This is a genomic window from Streptomyces sp. NPDC051211 (genome assembly GCF_040689505.1).
Lineage (GTDB): Bacteria > Actinomycetota > Actinomycetes > Streptomycetales > Streptomycetaceae > Streptomyces.
Window position 1 is genome coordinate 445,310 of the sequence record NZ_JBFBAV010000002.1, and the last position, 23,980, is coordinate 469,289.

A 23,980-nucleotide genomic window follows, 5' to 3' on the forward strand; every position below is an offset into this window, starting at 1 on the left:
AGGCCGTCCGCCGGGCGGCGGACCTCACGCCCATCCAGGCAAGGAGTCCCGCCGTCGTGATACGCCCAGCCCTGCGCACCGCCGCGAGCACCGTCGCCGCCGCCCTGGCCGCGACCCTCGTGCCCGCCCTCCCCGCCATGGCGGCGGCACGGCCTCCCGCACCACCCTCGGACGCGAAACTCGCCGCCGAGCCCTCCCGCCACGACCTGACCCGGGAGCAGTTCTACTTCGTCCTCCCGGACCGGTTCGCCAACGGAGACCCGGGCAACGACCGGGGCGGACTGACCGGCAGCCGCCTGGAGACCGGCCTGGACCCGGCCGACAAGGGCTTCTACCAGGGCGGCGACCTCAAGGGCCTGACCGACCGGCTCGACTACATCAAGGGCCTGGGGACGACGGCGATCTGGATGGCGCCGATCTTCAAGAACCAGCCGGTGCAGGGCAAGGGCGACGACGTCTCCGCCGGCTACCACGGCTACTGGATCACCGACTTCACCCAGGTCGACCCGCACTTCGGCACCAACGCCGACCTGGAGCGGCTCATCGACAAGGCCCACGCCAAGGGCATGAAGGTCTTCTTCGACGTCATCACCAACCACACCGCCGACGTCGTCGACTACGACGAGAAGTCCTACGGCTACCTCGCCAAGGGCGCCTTCCCCTACCTCACCAAGGACGGGGTCCCCTTCAACGACTCCGACTACGCCGCAGGGGCGTCCGGCAAGCGGAAGTTCCCGCCCACCGACAAGGAGTCCTTCCCCCGCACCCCCGTGGTCCCGCCGGACAGGAAGAACCTCAAGGTCCCCGCCTGGCTCAACGACCCGACGATGTACCACAACCGAGGCGACTCCACCTTCGCCGGCGAATCCAGCGACCAGGGCGACTTCTTCGGTCTCGACGACCTGTGGACCGAGCGCCCCGAGGTCGTCACCGGCATGGCGCAGATCTACCAGAAGTGGGTCCGCGACTTCGACATCGACGGCTTCCGCATCGACACGGTCAAGCACGTCAACACCGAGTTCTGGACCCAGTGGGCCACCGCCCTCGACGAGTACGCCGCCCGCCAGGGCCGCGAGGACTTCTTCATGTTCGGCGAGGTGTACTCCGCCGACACCGCCGTGACCTCCCCGTACGTCACCCGCGGCCGCCTCGACGCCACCCTCGACTTCCCGCTCCAGGACGCCATCCGCGCGTACGCCGCCCAGGGCGGCCCCGCCTCCCGGCTGGCCGGGGTCCTCGGCGACGACTACCGGTACACCACCGACAAGGCCAACGCCTACGAGCAGGTCACCTTCCTCGGCAACCACGACATGGGCCGCTTCGGCACCTTCCTGAAGCAGGACCGGCCGGCCGCCGGAGAAGCCGAACTCCTGGCCCGCTACCGGCTGGCGAACGAGCTGATGTTCCTCGGCCGCGGCAACCCGGTCGTTTACTACGGCGACGAGCAGGGCTTCACCGGAGCCGGCGGGGACAAGGACGCCCGCCAGTCCCTCTTCGCCTCGAAGACCGCCGACTACCTGGACGACGACCAGCTCGGCACCGCCCGCACCCACGCGAGCGACGCCTACGACCCGGCCCACCCCCTCTACCGGCAGATCGCCGAACTGTCCCGGCTGACCACCGCCCACCCGGCCCTCCGGGACGGCGTCCAGACCGAGCGCCTCGCCGAAGGCTCCACGTACGCGTACACCCGTACCGACGCCCGTACCGATGCCCGCAACCGCACCGAGTACGCGGTCGCGGTCAACAACGAGAACGAGCCGGTGACCGTGGACGTCCCGGTCGACAGCGCCCCCCGTACCGCCTTCCGCGCCCTGTACGGCGGCCCGGACTCCGGCGCCCGCGTCACCGGCTCGGGCAAGGTCCGGGTCACCGTCCCCGCCCTCGGCTCCGTGGTGCTGCGCGCCGACGCGCCACTGCCCGCACCCGCCGCCCGCCCCGCCCTCACCCTGAACGCCCCCGCGGCCGGGGCCACCGGCACCGTCGAGATCTCCGCCGACGTCACCGGCGGAGGCGCCCTCAACCGGGTCGTGTTCGCCGCCCAGACCGGCAACGGGCCCTGGCAGGTCCTCGGCTCCGCCGACCACGCCCCCTACAAGGTCACCCAGCACCTCACCGCCCCGGCCGGGACCGCCCTCCGCTACAAGGCCGTCGCCGTCGACGCCTCCGGCCGCACGGCGAGCACCCTCGCCACCTCCGTCTCCGGCGCCCCGCCGGTCCCCGAGATCCCGACGGCCACCCAGCGCGACTACGCGGTCGTGCACTACAACCGGCCCGACGGCGACTACACGAACTGGCGCCTCTACGCCTGGGGCGACATCGCCGAGGGCGAAGCCACGCCGTGGCCCGAAGGCCACCCCTTCACCGGCCGCGACGCCTACGGCGCCTTCGCGTACGTCCGCCTCAAGCCCGGCGCCACCTCGGTCGGCTACCTGGTCATCGACAAGGACGGCAACAAGGACGTCGCCGCCGACCGCACCATCGACGTGACCCGCACCGGCGAGATCTGGCTCGACCAGGGCAAGGAAGCACCCCGGCCGGAACGCCCCGCCTACCCGCCGCAGGACACCGCCAAGGCCGTCCTCCACTACCAGCGCCCGGACGGCGCGTACGACGGCTGGGGCCTGCACACCTGGACCGGCGCCGCCGACCCCACCGACTGGTCCAAGCCGCTGCTCCCCACCCGCATCGACTCCTACGGCGCGGTGTACGAGGTCCCGCTCGCCGCAGGCGCCACCTCCCTCAGCTACATCCTCCACAAGGGCGACGAGAAGGACCTGCCCGCCGACCAGTCCCTGGACCTCAAGGCCACCGGCCACGAGGCCTGGCTGCTGGCCGGCCGGGAGAAGCACCTCCTCCCGCAGCCCGCCGGATCCTCCGCCGCCGTCGACCTCGGCACCTCCCGCGCCGTCTGGATCGACCGCGACACCCTCGTCTGGAACGCCCCGCCGGCCGCCGCCTCCGTCCAGCTCCTGGCCTCCCGCGACGGCTCGGTGAAGGCCCACAACGGCACCCTCACCGGCACCGCGTCCTGGCTCCGGCTGACCGGCACCCGGCTCACCGACGCGCAGAAGCAGAAGTTCCCGCACCTGGCCTCGTACACGGCGTTCACCGTCGACCCCCGCGACCGGGACCGGGTCCGCGAGGCCCTGCGCGGCCAGCTGGTGGCGAGCGCCCGCGCCGCGAACGGCGCGGTCCTGGCCGCCACCGGCGTCCAACTGGCCGGCGTACTCGACGACCTGTACGCGACGACGGCCGCGCTCGGCCCGGCCTTCACCCGCACCGGGGTGCAGCTCTCCGTCTGGGCGCCGACCGCCCAGCGGGTCGCCCTCGAACTCGGCGGGAAGACCCTCCCCATGCGCCGCGACGACGCCACCGGCGTCTGGTCGGCGCAGGGACCCCGCTCCTGGACCGGCAAGCCCTACCGTTTCGCCGTGACCGTCTGGGCCCCCACGGCCGGCGGCATCGTCACCAACCAGGTCACCGACCCCTACTCCACGGCCCTGACCACCGACTCCACGCACAGCCTGGCCGTCAACCTGGCCGACCCCGCCCTGGCCCCCGCCGGCTGGCGGGACCTGCGCAAGCCGGCCGCCGTCCCCTTCACCCGGGCCCAGATCCAGGAACTCCACATCCGTGACTTCTCCGTCGCGGACCGCACCTCCCGGCACCCCGGCCAGTACCTCGCCTTCACCGACACCGACTCGGCGGGCATGCGGCACCTGCGCTCCCTGGCCGCCGCCGGCACCTCGTACGTCCACCTCCTGCCCGCCTTCGACATCGGCACCATCCCGGAGAACCCGGCCGACCGCACCGAACCGGCCTGCGACCTGAAGGTGTACGCCCCGGACTCGGAGGAACAGCAGGCCTGCGTGGCCGCCGCGGCCGCGAAGGACGCCTACAACTGGGGCTACGACCCGCTGCACTACACCGTCCCGGAAGGCTCGTACGCCAGCGACCCGAACGGCACCGCCCGCACCGTCGAGTTCCGCCGCATGGTGAAGTCCCTCAACGACAGCGGCCTGCGCACGGTGATGGACGTGGTCTACAACCACACCGTGGCCTCCGGCCAGTCCGACAAGTCGGTCCTGGACCGCATCGTCCCCGGCTACTACCAGCGCCTGCTGCCCGACGGCAGCGTGGCCACCTCCACCTGCTGCGCCAACACCGCGCCCGAGAACGCCATGATGGGCCGCCTGGTCGTCGACTCGATCGTCACCTGGGCCAAGGAGTACAAGGTCGACGGTTTCCGCTTCGACCTGATGGGCCACCACCCCAAGGCCAACGTCCTGGCCGTCCGCGCCGCCCTGGACGCGCTCACTGTCGAGAAGGACGGCGTCGACGGCAAGCGGATCATCCTCTACGGCGAGGGCTGGAACTTCGGCGAGGTCGCCGACGACGCCCGCTTCGTCCAGGCCTCGCAGAAGAACATGGCGGGCACCGGCATCGCCACCTTCTCCGACCGGGCCCGCGACGCGGCACGCGGCGGCGGCCCCTTCGACGAGGACCCGGGCGTCCAGGGCTTCGCCTCAGGCCTCTTCACCGCCCCCAACGCCTCCCCGGCGAACGGCACCCCGGACCAGCAGAAGGCCCGCCTCCTGCACGCCCAGGACCTGATCAAGGTCGGCCTCTCCGGCAACCTCGCCTCCTACCGCTTCACCGACACCGCCGGCCGTACGGTCACGGGCGCGGAGGTCGACTACAACGGCCAGCCGGCCGGGTACGCGGCGGCCCCGGGCGACGCCCTCGCGTACGTGGACGCCCACGACAACGAATCCCTGTACGACGCGCTGACCTTCAAACTGCCCGCCGGCACGCCGGAAGCCGACAAGGCCCGCATGCAGACGCTCGCGATGGCCACCGCCGCCCTCTCCCAGGGCCCGGCCCTCTCCCAGGCCGGCACGGACCTGCTCCGCTCCAAGTCCCTGGACCGCAACTCCTACGACAGCGGCGACTGGTTCAACGCCGTCCACTGGGACTGCCGGGACGGCAACGGCTTCGGCCGCGGCCTCCCGCCGGCCGCCGACAACCGCTCCAAGTGGCCGTACGCCAAGCCCCTGCTGACGGCCCCGGCCCCCACCTGCACGGACATCACCACCACGGCGGGCGCCTACCGCGACCTCCTCCGCATCCGCACCACGGAACCGGCGTTCTCCCTGCCCACGGCGGCGGAGGTGCAGCAGCGGCTGGCCTTCCCGCTCTCCGGCACGGAGGAAACCCCGGGCGTGATCACCATGACCCTGGGCGACCTGGTCGTCGTCTTCAACGCCACCCCGGCCGCCCAGCAGCAGCGCGTCGCGAACCTGGCGGGCCAGGCCTACCGGCTGCACCCCGTCCAGGCCGCCGGGTCCGACCCGGTCGTCCGGCAGTCGGCGTACGACGGCGCCACGGGCACCTTCACCACCCCCGCCCGCACGGTCTCCGTCTTCACCCGGGCTCAGACGACGGTGAGCTGATCCAGCCGCTTCTCCAACAGAATCACCCCGTACACCCGCCCGTCCTCCCCCTCCTTGCTGGGGAACTCCCCGACCACCCGGTAGCCCGCACCCTGGTAGTACGCGAGCAGCCGGGGGTTGGTGGAGACGCAGTCCAGCCGCGCCCGCTCCCGCCCGGTCCTGGCGATCCGCCGCTCGGCATGTTCGAGCATGCGGCGCCCGGTACCGGCGGGGGCGGTCTCGCGTTCCACCATCAGCCGGTGCACGTATCCCGCGACGGGGGGCTGCACCCCCCACGCCTCCTCGTCGGACCACCACAGCTCGTAGCCGCCGGCGACCCGCCCGTCGGCATCGGCGGCGATCCACACTTCCCCGTCCCGCATCCGGTCGCGGAAGTGCTGCTGGTCCTTCTCCCCGACCTTCCACTGCTCGATCCCGCTGCGGTTCATCCAGCGGGCGGCGGCGTCGTACAGCGCCACCAGCGTTCCGGCGTCCTTCTCCTCGGCCCGCCGGAACAGAATCCCCTCGTCAATGATCACGCGGGCATTATCGCCGGGGCCCCGCCACCGCGTCTCCCGGAACCAGCGCCACCAGCCGCCCCACCAGCTCACCGAACGGTCCGTCAGCCGGCTCATCGGCCAGGATCCGTACGAGGATCCCCGCCATCTCGGCGTCGTACGCGGCGGACACCGCAGCCAAGGCCGCGAAGTCGTGCACGAGCTGCAACTCCAGCTCCGCCCGCGGAACGCGCCTGCCCTCCAGCCAGATCAGCGCGGTCGACTCGGCGAGCGACACCCAGGACCGCACCACCAGCTCCAGCCGGGCCGGCGGCTCCTCGACCCCCAGGTGCGCGAGGATCTGCTCGTACGCCGCCCGCCGCACCTCGTCGATCATGGCGTTGGCCCGGCTGCTGCCGGCCGCCGGCCCGCCCCGCATCAACGCGGAGAACCCGGGCCCGTGATCGTCGACGAACGCGAAGAACCGCCCCATCACCCGCAACAACCGCGCCCCGAGCGGCCCTTCCTTGGGCTCCACGAACCGCCCGGCCAACTCGTCGGCGGCCCGCCGCAGCGCGGCCTCGTACAGGCTCAACTTGCCCGGGAAGTAGTGGTACACCAGCGGCCGCGATATCCCGGCGGCCGCGGCGATCTCGTCGATCGACACATCGTCGGGCGACCGGTGGCTGAACAGCTCGAGCGCCACCCCGATCAACTGCTGCCGCCGCTCCTCGACACCCATCCTGCGCCGCACCCCGGTTGTCATGTCCGACACCCTAATCCCTTGCCACCGGACCGGAACCTGTCCTACCGTCGCGTGATCTTTTGTTCCGGGGGGTCTGGGGAGGCCCCCTCTTCCGGGTGGGGTTCCATGACTGCACGTACCAGGGCACGGCTGTGCCATGCCGCCTCGACGGCGCTGGGCGCCGCTCTCCTCGCGGGCTTCCTGCCCGGCTCCGGCGCGACAGCGGCTGCTGCCGATGCTGCTGCGACCGGACCGTCCGAGGCGCAGCTGGCGCTGAAGAAGGCGAAGTCGAGCGGGGTTGCGGTGGAGGTGCTCGGCAAGCGCACCGAGTACGCGACGACGTATGCGAATCCGGACGGGGTCACCTTCCGCGTCGACAGGTCGATCACGCCGGTCCGAGCGAAGAACGCGGCGGGAACGTGGGTCAAGGCGGATCCCGCGCTGGAGCTCCGCTCCGACGGTCGGCTCGCCCCCAAGGGTTCCATCCTCGGACTGTCCTTCTCGAACGGCGGGCCCGGCTCCGGCATGCTCAAGACCGAGCCGGTCCCCGGCTATTCGCTGGCCATGGGCTGGCCGGGAAAACTGCCCAAGCCGGTGGTCAGCGGCGATTCCGCCACCTACACCAACGTCTTCCCGGGCGTGGACCTGCGCCTCACCGCCGCGAGCGACGCCTTCCGCTACGGCCTGATCATCAAGTCGCCGGAAGCGGCGGCGAATCCGGCCGTGAGGAAGGTCAGGTTCTCGCTGGCCACGCAGAACCTGTGGATCAGCGGCGATGCGGCCACGGGGTGGACGGCCACACCAAGGAGCACCTCCAGGGTGCAGTTGCGTGCTGGTGCCGCTCTGATGTGGGATTCCAAGGGCACCGGTACCTCGCCGAACGGCTCCTCGTTCGAGGGGCCCGCGGACGGCGACACCTTCCGTCCGGCCTCGGTCGTCCCGGCCGACGATTCGCTCACCCTCGTTCCCGACGCGGGCCTGCTGGCGCAGACGAGCCCGTCCGCATACCCGCTGTACGTGTTCCCCGAGGTGACCACTGGGCGCACGGACCGGGTGCTGGTCCGTTCGGACGGCTACCACAGCCACGCCTGGGGCAACGGTGCGGACAACCGGGGCAAGGGCGCCGGCGCGACGGGCTCCCGGGTGGAGCGGCTCTACTTCCAGTTCAGGCCGTGGGCCGCGAGCGACCAGGAGATCCTGGACGCGCAGTTCAAGGTGACCCGTACCTGGGCGGCGCAGTGCGAGGCCCGTCCGCTCCAGCTGATCCGTGTCGGCGGCGAGGTAGGCCGCCGGACCACTTGGGAGAGGCAACCGGAGTACCTGGACCGGATGGGCGACCAGATGGCGGGTGCCGCCTCGGGCGCCGCCTGTGACAGCGGTCCATCGACCGGAACGGTCACGTTCAAGGACAACCCGGCCGAGCCCGACGAGAACCTGACCGAGACGGTCCGCGTCTTCGCAAGGGGCTCCTTCTCCCAGCTGACATTGGAGCTGAGGGCGGAGGACGAGACCGACACCTCGGCGTGGAAGTCCTTCCGCAACAACGCGGTCCTGTCCGTGACCTATGTGGACAAGCCGGATGCCCCGACGTCCGTCGGGATCGCCCGGGGAACGAGCGCGCTCTGCTCCACACGCGAAAGCGCCCCGACTGTGGTCGGCAGTTCCAAGCCCACGTTCACGGCCACTGTGCAGGCCAAGGAGGGTGAGGAGCACGGGGCCAGGCTCCGGGCGGGCTTCCTGGTGCAGAGAAAGCAGCGGGAGTCCACCTATACCCTCTGGCCCGACGTGGGGAGCGAGGTACAGGCCCCCGCTTCGGGTTACGTCGGGGACGGCACACGGGTGACTTCGGCCCCATCAGCGCCGCTGGCCGAGGGCGTTGTCTACCGTGTGGGCGCTGCCAGCCTCTCACTTCCGACAGACACACTGGTGGGCCGTAGCAGTTACCGCATCTACTGCTATTTCACGGTCGACCTCACGGCTCCCAAGGCGCCGACAGTCAAGTTCAACGGGCCGTACGGCGAATGCACGAGTGCGTCGTGCCCGAGTTCCGGCGGTCCGGGCCAGCCCGGCTCGTTCGCCTTCGGCCCGGCCAGCGGCGACACGAACACGCGCTATATGTACAAGCTGTCGACCTCCTCGACGTGGACCGAGGTGGCGGGCGCGAAGCCGACGGTGACGATCACCCCGCCGAGCAGCGGGACGGTGCGGCTGAGCGTGCGGGCCAAGGACTCAGTGGGTCGCTGGGGGGCCGAGAAGACGGTCGACTTCGTGGTGGCCCCCTAGGCGGCCACGCCTACAGGTCCAGGACCAGGTGGTCGGTCGAGGCGCGGGAGACGCACAGGAGCATCGAGTCCTCGCGTTCGGTGTCCGTGAGGAGTTCGTCGCGGTGGTCGACCTCTCCCGACAGGACCCGGTGTTGGCAGGTTCCGCAGAAGCCCTGTTCGCAGGAGTAGGGGGTGTCGGGAAGCTCCTTGCGGACGGCCGCCAGGGTCGTGGAGTCGGCCGGGACTTCGAGAGTGCGGCCCGAGCGGCGGAGTTCCACCGTGAAGGGGCGGGCGTCGGCCGCGGGGGTGGTGGCCGGGGTGAAACGTTCCATCACCACCCGGACGCCCTCCGGGGCCGCCGCGCGGACCGCCTGCATCAGGGGTTCCGGGCCGCAGCAGTAGACGAGGGTGTCCCGGGGGACGTCGGCCAGTGCGGTGAGGTCGGGGTGGCCCGACTCGTCCTCCGGGAGGACGGAGACGCGGGAGCCGTACCCGGCGAGGTCGGGGAGGAACGGCATCGTGGTGCGGGAGCGGCCGCCGTAGAGCAGGGTCCAGTCCGCGCCCGCGGCCGTGGCCGCGCGGAGCATCGGCAGGACCGGGGTGATGCCGATGCCGCCCGCGATGAAGACGTACCGGTCGGCGGGCTGGAATTCGAAGCGGTTGCGGGGCGGGCGGACGGCGAGCTCCGCGCCCTCCGCCAACCGGGCGTGGGCCTCGCGGGAGCCGCCGCGGCCGGACTCGACGAGGCGGATCGCGATCGTGTACGAACCGGCGCGGGCCGGGTCGCCGCAGAGGCTGTACTGGCGGATCAGGCCCGAGGGCAGGCGGATGTCCACGTGCGCGCCCGGCGCCCAGGACGGGAGGTCCCGGGACTCCAGGGTGAGGAGCAGTACGCCGTCCGCCGGAGCCGTGCGGGAGGTGATCACGGTGGGGATCCAGCGGCGCGGGGAGTAGCCCGAGACGGGGGTCTCCAGGGCGGGGAGCGGCCAGAGCGGGGAGCGCCGGATGCGCCCGCGCAGGGTGCGCCTCGTCAGCCAGGCCGCGCCCGCCACCGCCCCGAGGGTGAGCGCGCGGTTCATCGGACGGCACCGCCGTTCGCGCCCGGGGAGCTCGCCAGGTAGGCGACCGCCTGGGCCGTCGAACCCTCCTGGGAGGGGTGGTAGGTGCGGGACAGGTAGGTGGGGATCGAGCGCAGCATCGCGGCCGTGGACGGCAGGGTGCCCTGTTGGCCGGCCCGGAAGAACTGGGAGAAGGAAGCCTTGCCGTCCTTCAGGGTGGGGTCGTTCTCCATGAAGAAGCGGGCGCCGCGCTGCCACAGGAACACCAGGGCGGCGAAGCCGGTCGCCCAGGTGCGGGCCCGGCGGCGGTAGTTGCCGTCCACGTGCATGAACAGGTCGAAGGCCACCGAGCGGTGTTCGACCTCCTCCGCCCCGTGCCAGCGGAGCAGATCGAGCATCACGGGGTCGCCGCCGCGGCGGTCCAGTTCGTCCGCGTTGAGGACCCAGTTGCCCAGGAACGCCGTGTAGTGCTCGATCGCCGCGATCATCGCGACCCGCTCCATCAGCCACCAGTGGCGGGCCCGCCCCGGCGGGAGCGTGCGGTCGCCGAGGAGCTTCTCGAACAGCCAGTCCACCTGCGCGGTGTACGGGGTGGGGTCCAGCCCGAGCCGCTTGAGGTGCGGCAGTACGTCGTCGTGCGCGGCCGCGTGCATCGCCTCCTGCCCGATGAACCCGACCACGTCCGCCCGCAGCTGCTCGTCCTCGATGTACGGCAGCACCTGCTTGTACACGTGGACGAACCATCGCTCGCCCGCCGGGAGGAGGAGGTGGAGCACATTGATGGTGTGGGTGGCGAACGGGTCGTTCGGCAGCCAGTGCAGGGGCGTCCCCTCCCAGGAGAAGGAGACGTTCCGCGCTTGCAGTGCCGTGTGTTCCGACGCCACGGGGGCAGGGGCGAGCGGCGTATTAGACATGGCGTCAATGTACTGATGGGTAGGGGCGCTGCAATACCCCTGTGCGCCGAGTTCTTCACCCTCCGCCCGTGCCGTGCCGTGGCGCGCCGTATCCGGCCGTGCCGTGCCGTGCCGTATCCGGCCGTGCCGGGCCGGGCGGCCCGGCACGGTCAGCGCAGTACGCCCGCCTTGGTGCCGTCCGCCAGCCGGCCCGTCAGCTCCACCTGGGCTCCCGCCGGGGCCTTCACCGCCAGGTGGTTGCCGTTGGCCCGGCCGGTCGCGCCGCCCGACACGTTCAGCGAGGTGAACTGGGCGCTGCCGGCCGCCAGGACGTACCACTGGCCCGCCCGCGACTTCCACAGCACCCCCGCCAGCGCCCGGGGCTCCCGTTCCCCGCAGGCCGGCGAGCCCTCCGCCTGCGCCGCCGCCGTGGCCGCGCCCGCGCCCGGGGCCAGGAACTGTGCCTGGACCCGGTCCCCGGCGCCCCTCCAGGTCTCGGCGCGGGTGCACAGCCATCCCGCCGTGCCGTTGTTCTCCGGCAGCGGCTGCTTCGCGTACGCCCAGGCGTTGACCGACCGGACGCCCGCCGAGCGGGCGTAGGGGAGGAGGCAGGCCAGCTTGGACCAGTCCGCCGCCACCGCCTGCGCGGGGGCGGCCGGGGTGCCCGAGGTGAGGCGGGCCGGGGTGAGTTCGCCCAGGTCGGTGACGAGGGCCGAGGAGCCGGCGGCCGTCAGGGTCAGCGCGTTCCAGCTGGTGCACGCGCCCGCCGGAGCCGGGGAGGGTACCGGCGGGGTGATGCCGTCCGGGGTCAGCTCCAGGCCGGTGGGGCGATCGGCCGGCTTCAGCAGGTCCCGGGCGGTGGCCGCGGTCACCCACGGCGCGGTCAGGTAGCGGACGTTGCCGTCGACCCGGCTGAGGACCAGGGCGCCGGAGGTCTCCTCGCCGGCGCCGTCGGTCCGGGCGAAGTCCAGGGCCGCGCCCGCCGCCCCGGCGCGCGGTTCCGCGTACCGGACCACGCGCAGACCGTCGTACAGCAGGACCACCACGGCCTGGTCGACCTCGCCCGCGTACAGCAGCTGCGCCGGACCCATCGGCGGCCCGGACGGCGTCCCGGGGGTGGCCGAGACGACCACGCTCGCGCCCGGCCGGGCCCAGACGGCGAGGGCCCGGCGCAGCAGGGCGGTGTCCCCGGTCCGCGAGCCGCGGGCGGGCCAGGCCGAGAAGTCCCTACGGGAGGACGCGGCCCACGCCGTCGGCGCGACCCGGGTCAACAGGCCCGGGTCGAGGGCCTGTTCGGCGGCGGCGTTACGGGCGTACGGAGGGGCCGCGGCTCCGTCCGCACCCCAGCCGCCGCCGGGCAGGCCGAGCAGCGCACCGCAGACCAGCAGCGCGGCCCCGGCGGCGAGCGCGCCGCGCCCGTACCGGCGGCGGCGCAGCAGATCGGTGGGCCGGGCCTGGAGCACGCACGGGTCGAACTCGGGGGAGGAGAGCAGCACCTCGGCCGCCCCGGACCCGGCGCCCCCCGACACCTCGGACCGGCCGGTGCGGGACTCCGCGACAGTGGTACGGGACTCCGCGACGGCGGTACGGGACTCCGCGACGGCGGCCGCAGGATCGGCCGCCCCCGCCTCGGCCAGCACCCGCAGCACCTCCGGCTCCGGCAGCCCGTCCAGCACGCGCAGCACGCAGGCGGCCCGGCCCGGCCCGCTCAGGGTCGCCAGCCACTGGTCCAGGGCCAGCTCCTCGGCCCCGCCCGAGCGCGGGAACAGCCGCAGACCCCACACCTGGGGGAGCAGCGGGGGCAGCTGGGCGCGCCGGGGCAGGGCGCGGAACGTCAGCGGCAGCCCCGCCTCCAGCGCGGCCCGCAGTACACGCAGCCGTACGTAGGCGTACCCGGGGTCGGGCTCCGGGCCGCGCCCGGCACCCCGCTGCACCGGGACCCGGGCCGGCCCGCCGCTCCGGCCGCGCGGCAGGGCCCGCTGGGTCAGGGCGTGCGCCTGCAGCACGCGGCGGTTCCGCCCGAGGGCGGGCGGCAGCACCAGATAGGCGATCCGTACCAGCCGGGGATAGTGCTCGACGAGCGCGGCTTCGGCCCGGTCGACGCCGACGGCGGCATCGTCGGGGACCGTGGTCTCGGGGGGTCGGGTGGCGGTATCCGGAGCAGTCACGTTCAGCAGAACGAGCGAATCCGCGGATGGTCACCGGGCCGCCCGAACCTGCCCCGAACCCCGGAAACCGCTCGACGGAAACGTCCCTGCCGCCTAAGATCCCTCCGGCGGCATCGCGTGTCGGTCACCGGCTGGGTGAGGCATGGAGGTGACCGCGAGATGCCTTCTGGAGGCACTCACCCATGGCAGTCGAGCTCAATCACACCATCATCCACTCCCTGGACAACCGGGAGTCGGCCGCATTCCTGGCACACATCCTCGGTCTCGAAGTCGGGACCGAATGGGGCCCGTTCGTCCCGGTCGACACGGCCAACGGCGTCACCCTGGACTTCGCGTCCGTCCCCGCCGAGTCGATCGTCTCTCAGCACTACGCGTTCCTCCTCTCCGACGAGGAGTTCGACGCGGCCTTCGAGCGCCTGAAGGCGCGCGGGATCACCTACTACGCCGATCCGCGGCTGAAGCAGGCGGGCGAGATCAACCATCACCACGGTGGCCGCGGGCTGTACTTCCTGGACCCGTCCGGCCACGGCATGGAGATCATCACCCGCCCGTACACGTTCACCGAAGCGGGCTAGCGGCCGACCGGTGCGGGTGGCCGGGCTCGGCCCGCCACCCGCACCGGGGCCGCCGGCGTCGCCGCCGTCAGGCGGCCGGTCAGGCCGGTCAGGCCAGTGATGCAAGTCAGGCCAGTGAGGCAAGTCAGGCCGGTCAGGCGGCCAGTCGGGCGCGGAGCGCGTCGACCGTCTCGTCCGGGACGCCGAGGCCCTCGCGGACGTACTTCTCCATCGAGCCGTAGCGGGTGCCGACCTCGTCCAGCGCGGCCTGCAGGTAGCCGGGAACCACGCCGATCAGCGCCAGCGCGATGTCCGGATTGCCGCCGGCCGCCGTGAAGCCCTCGATCATCGGCGCGAACGCCTGCCGGACCGCCGGGTTCACCGACAGGTACTCGGCCATCAGGGTCTCCTCGTCCGCGCCGAGCAGCGCCAGCACCACCGTCGCCCCCCACCCGGTGCGGTCCTTGCCCGCCGTGCAGTGGAACAGCAGCGGACCGGACTCCGGGTCGGCGAGCTCGGTCAGCAGGGTGCGGTACGCGGCCTGGCCGGAGGCGGAGCTGACGAAGGACCGGTAGATGTCCCCGAACAGGGCCTCGGCCCTGCCCGCGCCCAGCTGCTCCTCCGCCCGGATCGGGTCGGCCAGGATGTCCTTGAGCTGGGCCGCGACCGGCAGCCGGCCCGAGCTGACCTTGTCGGCGAGTACGTCCTGCACCAGCAGGCGGGCACCCTCCGGGACCCGGTCCGGGTGCTCGCCGCGCTCGACGTCGGTGCGGAAGTCGATGATCGTACGGATCCCCAGCGCGGCCACCACCGGGTCCGCGCCAAGGTCCAGCCGGTCCAGCTGGCCGGAGCGGAGCACCAGCCCGCGACGCACGGTGCGGCCGCCGGAGAGGGGGGTGCCGCCGAGGTCGCGGAGATTGGCGACGGTGGTGGAGGAGGTGGCGGTCATCGTGGTGGCTCCAGCGGTGTACGGGGCGGCGGGTGGATCGGTCGGGCCGGTTATGTGATTTTCCGACGCTTTGCGGCGGAAAGGTAATCGAGGCCCAGCGACAACCCGATGCCCAGCCCTATCGCCACCAGATGGCCGGCGTCGGTGAAGGTCCGGTCGCGCTTCAGGACCGGACGCACCGCCAGCGCCAGCAGACCCGCCCGCGTCGCATGCCGTACCGGGCCGCGCGGAAGTGCGGAGGTCAGCGCCCCCAGCACCGTGTTGAAGCCGTAGCTGGCGCCGACGTCCAGGGCCCGTCGGGTCTCGGCCCCGGGCGAGCCGGCGCGCAGCGCCCCGTACACGAGCAGGGTGGCGCCGGCGTGCCCGAGCAGGAAGACCCCGGCCGTCCACCAGGCCCCGTACGCGTACTCGGCGTAGCCGAGGACGGCGAGCAGCAGCAGCGCGTACGCCAGCGGCATCGGCTCCTCGACCACGACGGCGCTGCTCAGCAGCGTCTCCCAGCGCCCGGCGGCCAGATTGTCGACATTGGTGGAGCAGCTCCGCAGGATCCGCTCGCGCTCCGCCGGATCCAGCCGCTCCAGGGCGTACGCGCCGAGCTGGACGCCGCCCGCGTACACCGGTGCCAGAAGCAGAGAGGTCATCGGATCATGATCCGCCATGTGTGCCGGGGGCGTGCGACCGGGATCGGGGTACCCGCCCTCCCTGCCCGAGAGTGCAGGTGGGAGCATGTTCCCCGCCATGACGGAAACCCCCGCGCCGATGCGCGCCACGCGGGCCGCGATGTTCGCGGCAGTGTGTGTGGCCTTGGCTGCGGTGGGGCATTCGTCCATGTCCGGTACGGATGTACCGGCCGGTGGGCTTTTGGCCGCCTTCGGAGTGACCGGCGGGCTGGCCTGGCTGGGTGCCGGGCGGCGGCGCGGACCGGCGGGCATCGCGGTATCGCTGCTGGCTTTGCAGGGGATCCTCCACCTGGTCTTCTCCGGAAGCCAGACGCACGGGCATCCGGCCGCCGCCCCGGGCGGGACCCCCGCCCCGGAGCACAACGCCCACCACCACGTGCCCGGCATGGACATGGGCGGGATGAGTGGCATGAGCGGTACGGCCGCCGACGCTCCCGCAACGGCCGACCTGACGGGCATGGCCGATATGGCGGGCATGGCCGGGCACGGCGGCTTCGGAATGATCGCCGCGCACGTGCTGGCCGGACTCTTCTGCGCCGGGTGGCTCGCCTGGGGCGAGGCCGCCGTCTTCCGGATGGCGCGGGCCCTGCGGGTGCTGGCGGTCCTCGCCGCCGAACCGCTCCGCCGGGTCCCGGCCCTCGCCGCGGTGCGCCCGCCCGTACTGCCGGAACCTCCGGGCGCCTCCGCTTCCGCCTCCCGTACGCAGGAACGGCCGCGCAGGCTGCGCGGGGCCGTGCACGCCCATGCCGTGGTCCGGCGGGGGCCGCCCCGGTGGCCGAGCACCCGAGCCACGGCCCCCGGCCGTCCTGCCTGCGCCTGACCGGCGAACCGGCGTGACCTGGGGCCGGTTTCCCCATGTCTACGCCAACCCTTGGGACCATCATGGCCATTGACGAAATCCAGGACGCCCCCGTCCAGGACCCTCCCCTCGACCGCGGAGCGGAAGAGGAACGCGAGCAGGAGCAGGGACAGGAACAGGGACAGGAACAGGAACAGGGGCAGGGCGGGGGGAGCGGCCGGCAGGGCGCCTGGTCCGCCGTGCGCCCGCTGCTCCTCCGGGTCCACTTCTACGCGGGCATCCTCATAGCCCCGCTGCTGTTCGTGGCCGCCGCCACCGGCCTGCTCTACGCCCTCTCCTTCCAGGCCGAGAAGATCGTCTACTCGGACGAACTGACCGTCGCGAAGGTCGGCAGTTCCGCCCTGCCGCTCGGCGAGCAGGTCAAGGCCGCCCAGGCGGCCGCGCCGAAGGGCGAGGTCGTCGCGGTGTGGCCGGGCCCCGACGCGGAGTCCACCACTCGGGTGATCATGGAAAGCCCGGAGGTCGGGCAGGACCGCACGCTCACCGTGTTCGTCGACCCGTACACGGCCGAGGTGCGCGGCGAGCTGGCCACCTCCGGCGATGCGCTGCCGCTGCGCGCCTGGCTGAGCGAGTTCCACGCGAACCTCCAGCTGGGGGACTTCGGCCGGAACTACAGCGAGCTCGCGGCCAGCTGGCTGTGGGTGGTCGCGCTCGGCGGGCTCGCGCTGTGGGTCGGCCGCCGGCGCAGCCGCAAGGCGCAGCTGGTGCTGCCGGAGCGGAAGGCGCCGGCCGGCCGGCGGCGGACGCTGTCCTGGCACGGCACGGTCGGCCTGTGGGCCGTCGCCGGTCTGGTCGTCCTGTCCGCGACCGGGCTGACCTGGTCGAAGTACGCCGGTGAGAACATCGGGCAGCTGCAGGACCGGCTCGGCGGAGCCACCCCGTCCGTGTCCGCCGCCGTCGACGGCGGTTCGGGGGCCGGGGCCGGGGGCGACGAGCACGCCGGGCACCAGATCGGCGCCGACGGCAAGATGATCATGCCGCCGCGGGCGGACGTCGGTATCGACGAGGCCGTCGAGGCGGCCCGGGCCGCGGGTGTCACCGAGAGCCTGCAGATCACCCTGCCGGCCGGGGGCAAGGGCTATGTGGTCAAGGAGCGGGACAAGCAGGTTCCGGTCCACCTGGATGCCGTCGCCGTGGACCCGGCCGACGGGCGGGTCGTGGACGAACTCCGGTTCGCCGACTACCCGGTGCTCGCCAAGCTCACCCGCTTCGGCATCGACGTCCACATGGGCCTGATGTTCGGCCTGGTCAACCAGCTGGCGCTGGCCGCGCTCGCGGTCGGCGTGATGTTCCTCGTCTTCTGGGGCTACCGGATGTGGTGGCTGCGCCGGCCGACGAAGGACCGGGCGCTGTCCGTCGGGCGGCCGCAGCCGCGCGGCGCGTGGCGCCGGCTGCCGGTGACCCTGCTGCTGCCGCTGGCCGCGGTGGTGGCGCTGGTCGGCTGGTTCGTGCCGATGCTGGGCATCAGCCTGCTGGTGTTCCTGCTGGTCGACGTGGCGCTGGGCTGGGTGGCGAAGCGCCGCCGGGCGGCCGCGGCCGTGTCCGCGTAGCAGTACGCATCAGCGCCTGCGGGCCCGTACTCCTCCACGGAGTACGGGCCCGCAGGCCGTTCGGACTCGGACCCGGACTCACACCCGGACTCAGACCCGGAGCCGGACTCAGGGCGCGTACTTGTAGCCCACCCGGCGGACCGTCTGGATGGCACCCCGGTGCTGCGCCCCCAGCTTGCGGCGGAGGCGCGCCACGTGGACGTCGACCGTGCGGCCGTCGCCGACGTGACCGTAGCCCCAGACCGTGGTCACCAACTGGTCCCGGCTGTGCACCCGGTGCGGGTGCGCCACCAGGTGGGCCAGCAGCTCGAACTCCAGGTAGGTCAGGTCCAGGACCCGGCCGTCGACCTCGGCGGTGCGCTGGGCGGGGTCGATGCGGACGAGTGCGTCGCCCTCGATCCCGGCGGCGCCCGCAGCCGGTTCCGTCCGTGCCGGTACCGGTACCGGCACGGGCTGCGGCGCGAGGGAGATCTGCGGCTGCTGGTCGGCCGGTACGAGGACCAGGTAGCCGATCATCGGGGGCTGGCCCGGGAGCGCCGGCAGCGTGTGCTGCGGCGCGGGCAGCCACGTGGCGCCGGGCGGGAGGAGGTCCACCACCCGGGCGACCTCGTCACGGTCGACGGCGCGCAGCCGGTGCCGGGGGCCGGCTGGAAACGGGAAGGGCGCCTGCGCGGGAGATGCGGTGGCGGTGGCGGTGGCGGTCGCAGCGGAGGAGAGGGTACGGGTGTTCGCCATGAGTGGTCAGCTCTTTCACGCGGAGTCGGCAGGAGACGGAGACGGATGTACGTCGTAGTCGTGCCGCGCAGACCGAAGGCCTTCGGGAAGGTCGGGTTTCGAGGTTCCGGAAGGCGTTAGAGGGCCGGCGCGTTCTTCGCGCGGCAACACACCCGGTCGAAGTCGTGATCCTGACGGGACGGCCAGAACGGCTCGAGGTCGCTGCGACCGGTCGAGGTGTGCGAATGGCTGGCCATGGGCTCATTGAAGCAGATGCGGTGCGGCCGGGGCAGACCCCGTCTCACCTGCTGGATCGGAATCTCAAATTCCGCGAGCGATTTCCGACATGTCCTCAACTGGCAGCGCCCGCCGCACCGGAAGGCGCGACGGGCGTGCGGAGGCAATGAGCCAGGGGTCAGGGGCCGGGGGCTATGAGCCAGTGGCCGGGAGCCGGGTCGGTCAGACCAGGCCGTCCTTCTCCAGGCCGGTGCAGCAGGTGTCCACGATCAGACGGGTGACGACGTACGGGTCCACGTTCGCGTTCGGGCGGCGGTCCTCGATGTAGCCCTTGCCGTCCTTCTCCACCTGCCACGGGATGCGGACCGAGGCGCCGCGGTCCGAGACGCCGTAGCTGAACTCGTTCCAGGGGGCGGTCTCGTGCAGACCCGTCAGGCGCTCGTCGATGCCCGCGCCGTAGTTCTTCACGTGGTCCAGCGGCTTGCTGCCCTCGCCCAGCGCCTCGCACGCGGAGATGATGGCGCGGTAGTCCTCGCGCATCGCCTTCGTGGAGAAGTTGGTGTGCGCGCCCGCGCCGTTCCAGTCGCCCTTCACCGGCTTCGGGTTCAGCGTCGCCGAGACGTTGAACTCCTCGGCCGTGCGGTAGAGCAGCCAGCGCGCGATCCACAGCTGGTCGGAGACCTCCAGCGGGCCCACCGGGCCGACCTGGAACTCCCACTGGCCGGGCATGACCTCGGCGTTGATGCCCGAGATGCTCAGGCCCGCCGCCAGGCAGTGGTCGAGGTGCTTCTCGACGATCTCGCGGCCGAAGATCTCGTCCGCGCCGACACCGCAGTAGTAGCCGCCCTGGGCCGCCGGGAAGCCGTTCACCGGGAAGCCGAGCGGCCGGGTCCCGTCGAAGAAGGTGTACTCCTGCTCGATACCGAAGATCGACTCCTGAGCGGCGAACTTCTCCGCGACCGGTCGCAGCAGCGCACGGGTGTTGGACTCGTGCGGGGTCATGTCGATGTTCAGGACCTCGCACAGCACGAGCAGGTTGCTGCCGCCGCGGATCGGGTCCGGGCAGGAGAACACCGGCTGCAGCACCCGGTCGGAGGCGTGGCCCTCGGCCTGGTTCGTGCTGGACCCGTCGAAGCCCCAGATGGGGAGCTCCGCGCCGTCCTCGAGGATCTTCGTCTTGGAACGAAGCTTCGCGGTCGGCTCGGTGCCGTCGATCCAGATGTACTCAGCCTTGTAGCTCACGGGCCCCATCCTCAGACTCTGCGGGTGCGACGGCGGCCCTGCGGGTCGCTGCGGGTCGCTGCGGTGATGACCGCAGCGTGCCCCGTCGCGATTTCCCATCCGTTGCCCGTGTGTGAACCCCGTGTTACCGGGGGTTCCGTTCCAGGTCGGGCGGGTTGAGCGGTTCGGTGCGGGTGCCCCCGTCCGGGTAGGGCAGACTGAGCGGGTGAGCATTTCGTACGATTTGAACCCTGCCCTGGACTCCGCCGGCCGGCCCCCGCTGCCCCGGATCGGGCTGCTCGGCACCGGCCCCTGGGCCCACCGCACCCACGCACCCGCCCTCGCCGCCCACGCCGGCTCCGAGTTCGCCGGCGTCTGGGGCCGCCGCCCCGACGCCGCCGCCGAGCTGGCGCAGAAGTACGGCGTGAAGGTGTACGAAGACCCCGACGCGCTGTTCGCGGACTGTGACGCCGTGGCCTTCGCCCTGCCGCCGGACGTACAGGCCCCGCTGGCCGTACGGGCCGCCGCGGCCGGCTGCCACCTGCTGCTCGACAAGCCGGTCGCCACCACCGTCGCGGACGCCCGCGCCGTCTCCGAGGCCGCCGCCGAGCACGGCGTCGCCTCCGTCGTCTTCCTCACCCTGCGGTTCGCCGAACCCGCCGCCGGCTGGGTCGGGGAACAGACCGCCCGGGGCGGCTGGTTCACCGCCTCCGCCCACTGGCTCGGCGCCGTCTTCGCCCCCGAGGGCAGCCCCGCCGGCGCCGCCCGGGGCGCGCCCAGTCCCTACGCCGACTCGCCCTGGCGGCGCGCCAAGGGCGGGCTGTGGGACGTCGGCCCGCACGCGCTCTCCGTCCTGATCCCGGTGCTCGGCGAGGTCACGGCCGTCAGCGCAGCCCGCGGCCCCGCCGACACCGTGCAGCTGCTGCTCCGGCACAGCTCCGGCGCCGCCAGCACCGCCGTCCTCTCCCTTGCCGCGCCGCGTGCCGCCGCCGGAGTCGGCCTGGAGCTGCGCGGCTCCGAGGGCGTGTTCGGACTGCCCGACTGGGGTGACGTACCGGGCGCGTACGGGCGGGCCGTCGACGCGCTGCTCACCGCCGCCCGCACCGGGGTGCCCGATCCGCGCGGCGCGGACTTCGGACTCCGCCTCACCGAGATCCTCGCGGAGGCGGAAGCCCTGCTGACAGCCGCCTCCTGAACCACGCCCGAGCTGCTGCCCGGGCGGCTACTTGATCACGGCGTTGGCCACGATGATCGCCAAGCCCAGGGTGGCGTCCGCGGCCCCGATCGCCAGCGCCGAGGGCACCCGGTACCCCACCCGCAGGGCCACGAAGGACCCCCAGCCGAACAGCAGCGCGGTGTTCACGCCCAGCCCGACCGCGGTGGTGCCGGGCGAACCCCAGCCGGTGATCCCCGCGATGACCAGCAGCAGCACGGTCGGCAGGGTGGCCACCACCATCGGCCACTCGTGCCAGAGGGCCCGCCCCAGCGCCCGCCAGCGGTGGGCGGCCGAACCCGGCTGGTGGGTGGACATGTGGTGCGCGTAGCCGTGCGCCAGCCCGGCCACGCCCGCCGTCACCAGCACCCAGCTGGCGTCGTAGAAGGGGGTGTAGTCGCCCGTCTCCTGGTCGAGCGCGGCGAGCAGGCCGCTGGCCAGGACCGTGCCGTACACCCCGCCGAACATCCAGTCCGCAGCCCGGCGGGGCGGCGGCAGCGGCAACGGCTGCTGCGTCGGGTTCGGCGTCGGGTTCGGCGTTGGGGTCGGATTCGGCGTTGGATTCGGCGTCGGCGTCGGCGTCGGGGCCGGGGCCGGGGTCGTGTCCGGAGCGGGCCGGTCGGTGGGGCCGATCCGGTCGGTGGGGCCGACCGGGCCGGTGGGGTCGGTGGGGTCGGTGGTCACGGCTGTCCTGTCCTCTTCCTTCCCGGCGGTCCGGCTGCCGCCGGGGGTGCGGCTTTCACCCCAATTGACCGTTTCAACCTGTGCCACCCTACGAGGTCGCCCGCCCCACCGCCCCCACCAGGGCGTCCAGCGCCCGGTCGAAGGCCCGGTCCGGCGCGGCCGCGTACCCGACGACCAGCCCCTCTCGAGGCGGGTCCGGGCAGCGGGGATGCCGGTAGCCGGAGAGCCCGTCCAGCGCCAGGCCCGCCGACCGGGCGGCGGCCAGCGCGGCCGCCTCGGTGCCGTCCGGCAGCTCCAGTACGGCGTGCAGGCCGGCCGCGATCCCGGTCACCCGCACCGCCGGCGCGCCCGCCGCCAGCGCCGCGACCAGCCGGTCCCGCCGCTCCCGGTAGCGCTGCCGCATCCGGCGCACCTGCCGGTCGTACGCCCCGCACTCCAGGAAGTCGGCCAGCGCCAGCTGGTCCAGGGCGCTCGCCCAGGACTCCCGGACCCCCTTCGCGGCGAGGACCTCCTCCCGCACCCCGTCCGGCAGCACCAGCCAGCCCAGCCGGATCGCGGGGGACAGGCTCTTGCTCAGCGAACCGGCGTACACGGTCCGCGCGGGATCCAGCCCCTGGAGCGCACCGGCCGGCTTGCGGTCGTAGCGGAACTCGCCGTCGTAATCGTCCTCCACCAGCAGCCCACCCGGCCGCGACCGGGCCCACTCGACGGCGGCCGTGCGGCGGGCGGGCAGCAGCGGACCACCGGTCGGGAACTGGTGGGCGGGCGTCAGGAGTACGGTCCGCACCCGCGCCGGCAGGGTGTCGAGCACGTCGGTCCGGGCGCCGCCCGCATCGATCGGCACGGGGTGCGGGCGGACCCCGGCGGCGTCCAGGATCCCGTGGTGGAACGGCAGCCCGTACGCCTCCACGGCCCAGTCGGCGGGTCGGACCGAGGTCAGCAGCCGCAGCCCGTTGGCGAAGCCGGAGCAGACCACGATGTGCTCCGGATCGGCCCGCACGCCCCGCGCCCGCGCCAGGTATTCGGCGAGCGCCCGCCGCAACTCGGGCCGGCCGCGCGGATCCCCGGGGCCGAACGCCTCCGTGGGGGCGGCGGCGAGCGCCCGGCGGGCGGACGCGGCCCAGGCGGCGCGGGGGAACGAGGCGGGGTCGGGCTTGCCCTGGGCGAGGTCGAAGCGGGGCTGTCCGGCTCCGGGGGCTGTGGTCTCGGCCGCGCCGGGCGGGCGCCGCGGGGAGTCCGCCTCGGGGCGGGCCAGTCCCTCGGCGACCCGGGTGCCGGAGCCCTGCCGGGCGGTGAACCAGCCCTCGGCGACGAGCTCGGCGTACGCGTCGGCGACCGCCCCCCGCGCGATGCCGAGGTCGGCGGCCAGCGCGCGGTACGGCGGCAGCCGGGTCCCGCCGGGCAGCCGGCCGCTGCGTACGGCTTCCCGCAGGGCGCGGGTGAGTGCGGGACGGCGGGGGCCGTGCGGGGGGAGCTCCAGGTGCAGATCGCTGCCGGTGCCGTCGCGGGTCATGCGCCGACCCTATGCGGGCCGTGCGCCGACCTCATGCGGGCCGTGGGCGGACGCCATGCGGGCCGTGGGCGGACGCCATGCGGGCCGTGAGCCGACCGTATGCGGGCCGTGCGCCGACCCTATGCGGGTGCGCGGCCGCCATGCGGGCCGTGCGCGGACCTCCTGTGCACCGCAGCAGCCCTCTCCGCCCTCCCGCCGTCCCGGCTCTCCGCCGTCCCGGCTACTGCGCCGTCCCGGCTACTGCGCCGTGAAGACCGACTGTGCCGCCGTCAGGAAGCGTCGGATCGTGTCCCGTTCCGGCGCGCTGAACGTGCCCACCGCGTCGAGCAGCCCGTCGATCAGCGGCCCGAAGAAGGCCCTGCCCAGCTCCACCGCCGCGGGGGAGACCCGCAGCAGCACCCGCCGGCGGTCCTGCGGATCGCGCACGCGGACGACGTGACCCAGGCGTTCCAGGCGGTCGATCACGGCCGTGGTGCCCGCCGAGTTGACGCCGAGTCGGGCTCCCAGCAGCCCCGCCGAAGCCGGCTCGCCCGCCCGGTCCGCGTCCAACAGGCAGATCAGCGCCCGGACGTCCGTGAGGTGCATGCCGTTGCGGGCCGCGAACTCCTGCTGTCGCAGCCCGAACTCCACGGTCACCGCGCGCAGCAGGTGCACCAGTTCCATATCCCGTTCCCGGTTGTCGACCACATCGCCTCCGCCTAATATCTCTCGCTGAGCGAGATTATCGCCCATCGAGGGATTGAGGT

18 protein-coding genes are annotated in these 23,980 nt (G+C 73.2%); 6 read left to right on the forward strand and 12 right to left on the reverse strand.

The genetic code is table 11. From position 1 onward, the window contains the following. The first annotated feature begins 137 nt into the window (after positions 1 to 137). On the forward strand, positions 138 to 5,456 hold the full coding sequence (gene pulA / locus AB0447_RS05010; protein ID WP_366475101.1) for a pullulanase-type alpha-1,6-glucosidase: 5,319 nt from the start codon (positions 138 to 140) through the stop codon (positions 5,454 to 5,456). Here pulA and AB0447_RS05015 read toward each other — a convergent pair. Continuing rightward, positions 5,438 to 5,974 carry a GNAT family N-acetyltransferase gene (locus tag AB0447_RS05015; protein ID WP_366475052.1) on the reverse strand — a complete coding sequence of 179 codons (537 nt, stop codon included), beginning with the start codon at positions 5,972 to 5,974 and terminating at the stop codon, positions 5,438 to 5,440. The genes pulA and AB0447_RS05015 overlap by 19 nt on opposite strands. A 7-nt stretch (positions 5,975 to 5,981) precedes the next feature. Continuing rightward, the gene (locus AB0447_RS05020) at positions 5,982 to 6,698 is read right to left on the reverse strand and encodes a TetR/AcrR family transcriptional regulator (RefSeq protein WP_366475053.1); all 717 of its coding nucleotides are present in this window, start codon (positions 6,696 to 6,698) and stop codon (positions 5,982 to 5,984) included. Positions 6,699 to 6,803: 105 nt separating this feature from the next. Between AB0447_RS05020 and AB0447_RS05025 the strand changes: the two genes are divergently transcribed. Further along, complete coding sequence (locus AB0447_RS05025) at positions 6,804 to 8,960, forward strand: hypothetical protein (RefSeq protein WP_366475054.1); 2,157 nt, start codon at positions 6,804 to 6,806, stop codon at positions 8,958 to 8,960. Between the two features lie 10 nt (positions 8,961 to 8,970). Here AB0447_RS05025 and AB0447_RS05030 read toward each other — a convergent pair whose 3' ends face one another. From AB0447_RS05030 to AB0447_RS05040, 3 genes are all read right to left on the reverse strand, one after another. Next, on the reverse strand, positions 8,971 to 10,020 hold the full coding sequence (locus tag AB0447_RS05030) for a PDR/VanB family oxidoreductase (protein ID WP_366475055.1): 1,050 nt from the start codon (positions 10,018 to 10,020) through the stop codon (positions 8,971 to 8,973). Beyond that, positions 10,017 to 10,913 carry a metal-dependent hydrolase gene (locus AB0447_RS05035; protein WP_366475056.1) on the reverse strand — a complete coding sequence of 299 codons (897 nt, stop codon included), beginning with the start codon at positions 10,911 to 10,913 and terminating at the stop codon, positions 10,017 to 10,019. Before AB0447_RS05035 ends, AB0447_RS05030 begins: the two co-directional genes overlap by 4 nt. A gap of 149 nt (positions 10,914 to 11,062) precedes the next feature. Next, positions 11,063 to 13,060: a hypothetical protein gene (locus AB0447_RS05040; RefSeq protein ID WP_366475057.1), complete on the reverse strand. Its 1,998-nt coding sequence runs from the start codon at positions 13,058 to 13,060 to the stop codon at positions 11,063 to 11,065. Between the two features lie 182 nt (positions 13,061 to 13,242). On the opposite strand from AB0447_RS05040, the gene AB0447_RS05045 reads away from it, so the two are divergent. Then, positions 13,243 to 13,635 carry a VOC family protein gene (locus AB0447_RS05045; RefSeq protein WP_366475058.1) on the forward strand — a complete coding sequence of 131 codons (393 nt, stop codon included), beginning with the start codon at positions 13,243 to 13,245 and terminating at the stop codon, positions 13,633 to 13,635. 133 nt (positions 13,636 to 13,768) lie between these two features. Here AB0447_RS05045 and AB0447_RS05050 read toward each other — a convergent pair whose 3' ends face one another. Further along, positions 13,769 to 14,563 (reverse strand): tyrosine-protein phosphatase, encoded by a 795-nt coding sequence (locus tag AB0447_RS05050; RefSeq protein ID WP_366475059.1) that lies wholly within the window; start codon positions 14,561 to 14,563, stop codon positions 13,769 to 13,771. Between the two features lie 50 nt (positions 14,564 to 14,613). Further along, positions 14,614 to 15,204, reverse strand: coding sequence for a rhomboid-like protein (locus tag AB0447_RS05055; protein WP_366475060.1), 591 nt, complete (start codon positions 15,202 to 15,204; stop codon positions 14,614 to 14,616). A gap of 97 nt (positions 15,205 to 15,301) precedes the next feature. Here AB0447_RS05055 and AB0447_RS05060 point away from each other — a divergent pair, with 97 nt between their 5' ends. Next, the gene (locus tag AB0447_RS05060) at positions 15,302 to 16,063 is read left to right on the forward strand and encodes a hypothetical protein (RefSeq protein ID WP_366475061.1); all 762 of its coding nucleotides are present in this window, start codon (positions 15,302 to 15,304) and stop codon (positions 16,061 to 16,063) included. Between the two features lie 62 nt (positions 16,064 to 16,125). Next, positions 16,126 to 17,652, forward strand: a complete 1,527-nt coding sequence (locus AB0447_RS05065; protein WP_366475062.1) for a PepSY domain-containing protein — start codon at positions 16,126 to 16,128, stop codon at positions 17,650 to 17,652. A 108-nt stretch (positions 17,653 to 17,760) separates the two neighbouring features. Here the strand turns inward: AB0447_RS05065 and AB0447_RS05070 are convergent, their stop codons facing one another. Then, positions 17,761 to 18,387 (reverse strand): winged helix-turn-helix domain-containing protein, encoded by a 627-nt coding sequence (locus AB0447_RS05070; RefSeq protein WP_366475063.1) that lies wholly within the window; start codon positions 18,385 to 18,387, stop codon positions 17,761 to 17,763. A gap of 438 nt (positions 18,388 to 18,825) precedes the next feature. Beyond that, positions 18,826 to 19,845, reverse strand: coding sequence for a glutamine synthetase (gene glnII / locus AB0447_RS05075; RefSeq protein ID WP_366475064.1), 1,020 nt, complete (start codon positions 19,843 to 19,845; stop codon positions 18,826 to 18,828). A gap of 205 nt (positions 19,846 to 20,050) precedes the next feature. Between glnII and AB0447_RS05080 the strand changes: the two genes are divergently transcribed. Then, positions 20,051 to 21,019 (forward strand): Gfo/Idh/MocA family oxidoreductase, encoded by a 969-nt coding sequence (locus tag AB0447_RS05080; RefSeq protein WP_366475065.1) that lies wholly within the window; start codon positions 20,051 to 20,053, stop codon positions 21,017 to 21,019. Between the two features lie 27 nt (positions 21,020 to 21,046). Here AB0447_RS05080 and AB0447_RS05085 read toward each other — a convergent pair whose 3' ends face one another. From AB0447_RS05085 to AB0447_RS05095, 3 genes are all read right to left on the reverse strand, one after another. Continuing rightward, the gene (locus tag AB0447_RS05085; RefSeq protein ID WP_366475066.1) at positions 21,047 to 21,721 is read right to left on the reverse strand and encodes a hypothetical protein; all 675 of its coding nucleotides are present in this window, start codon (positions 21,719 to 21,721) and stop codon (positions 21,047 to 21,049) included. An 88-nt stretch (positions 21,722 to 21,809) separates the two neighbouring features. Further along, positions 21,810 to 23,234 (reverse strand): PLP-dependent aminotransferase family protein, encoded by a 1,425-nt coding sequence (locus tag AB0447_RS05090; protein WP_366475067.1) that lies wholly within the window; start codon positions 23,232 to 23,234, stop codon positions 21,810 to 21,812. Positions 23,235 to 23,471: 237 nt separating this feature from the next. Further along, positions 23,472 to 23,897 (reverse strand): MarR family transcriptional regulator, encoded by a 426-nt coding sequence (locus AB0447_RS05095; RefSeq protein WP_366475102.1) that lies wholly within the window; start codon positions 23,895 to 23,897, stop codon positions 23,472 to 23,474. Between the last annotated feature and the right edge of the window lie 83 nt (positions 23,898 to 23,980).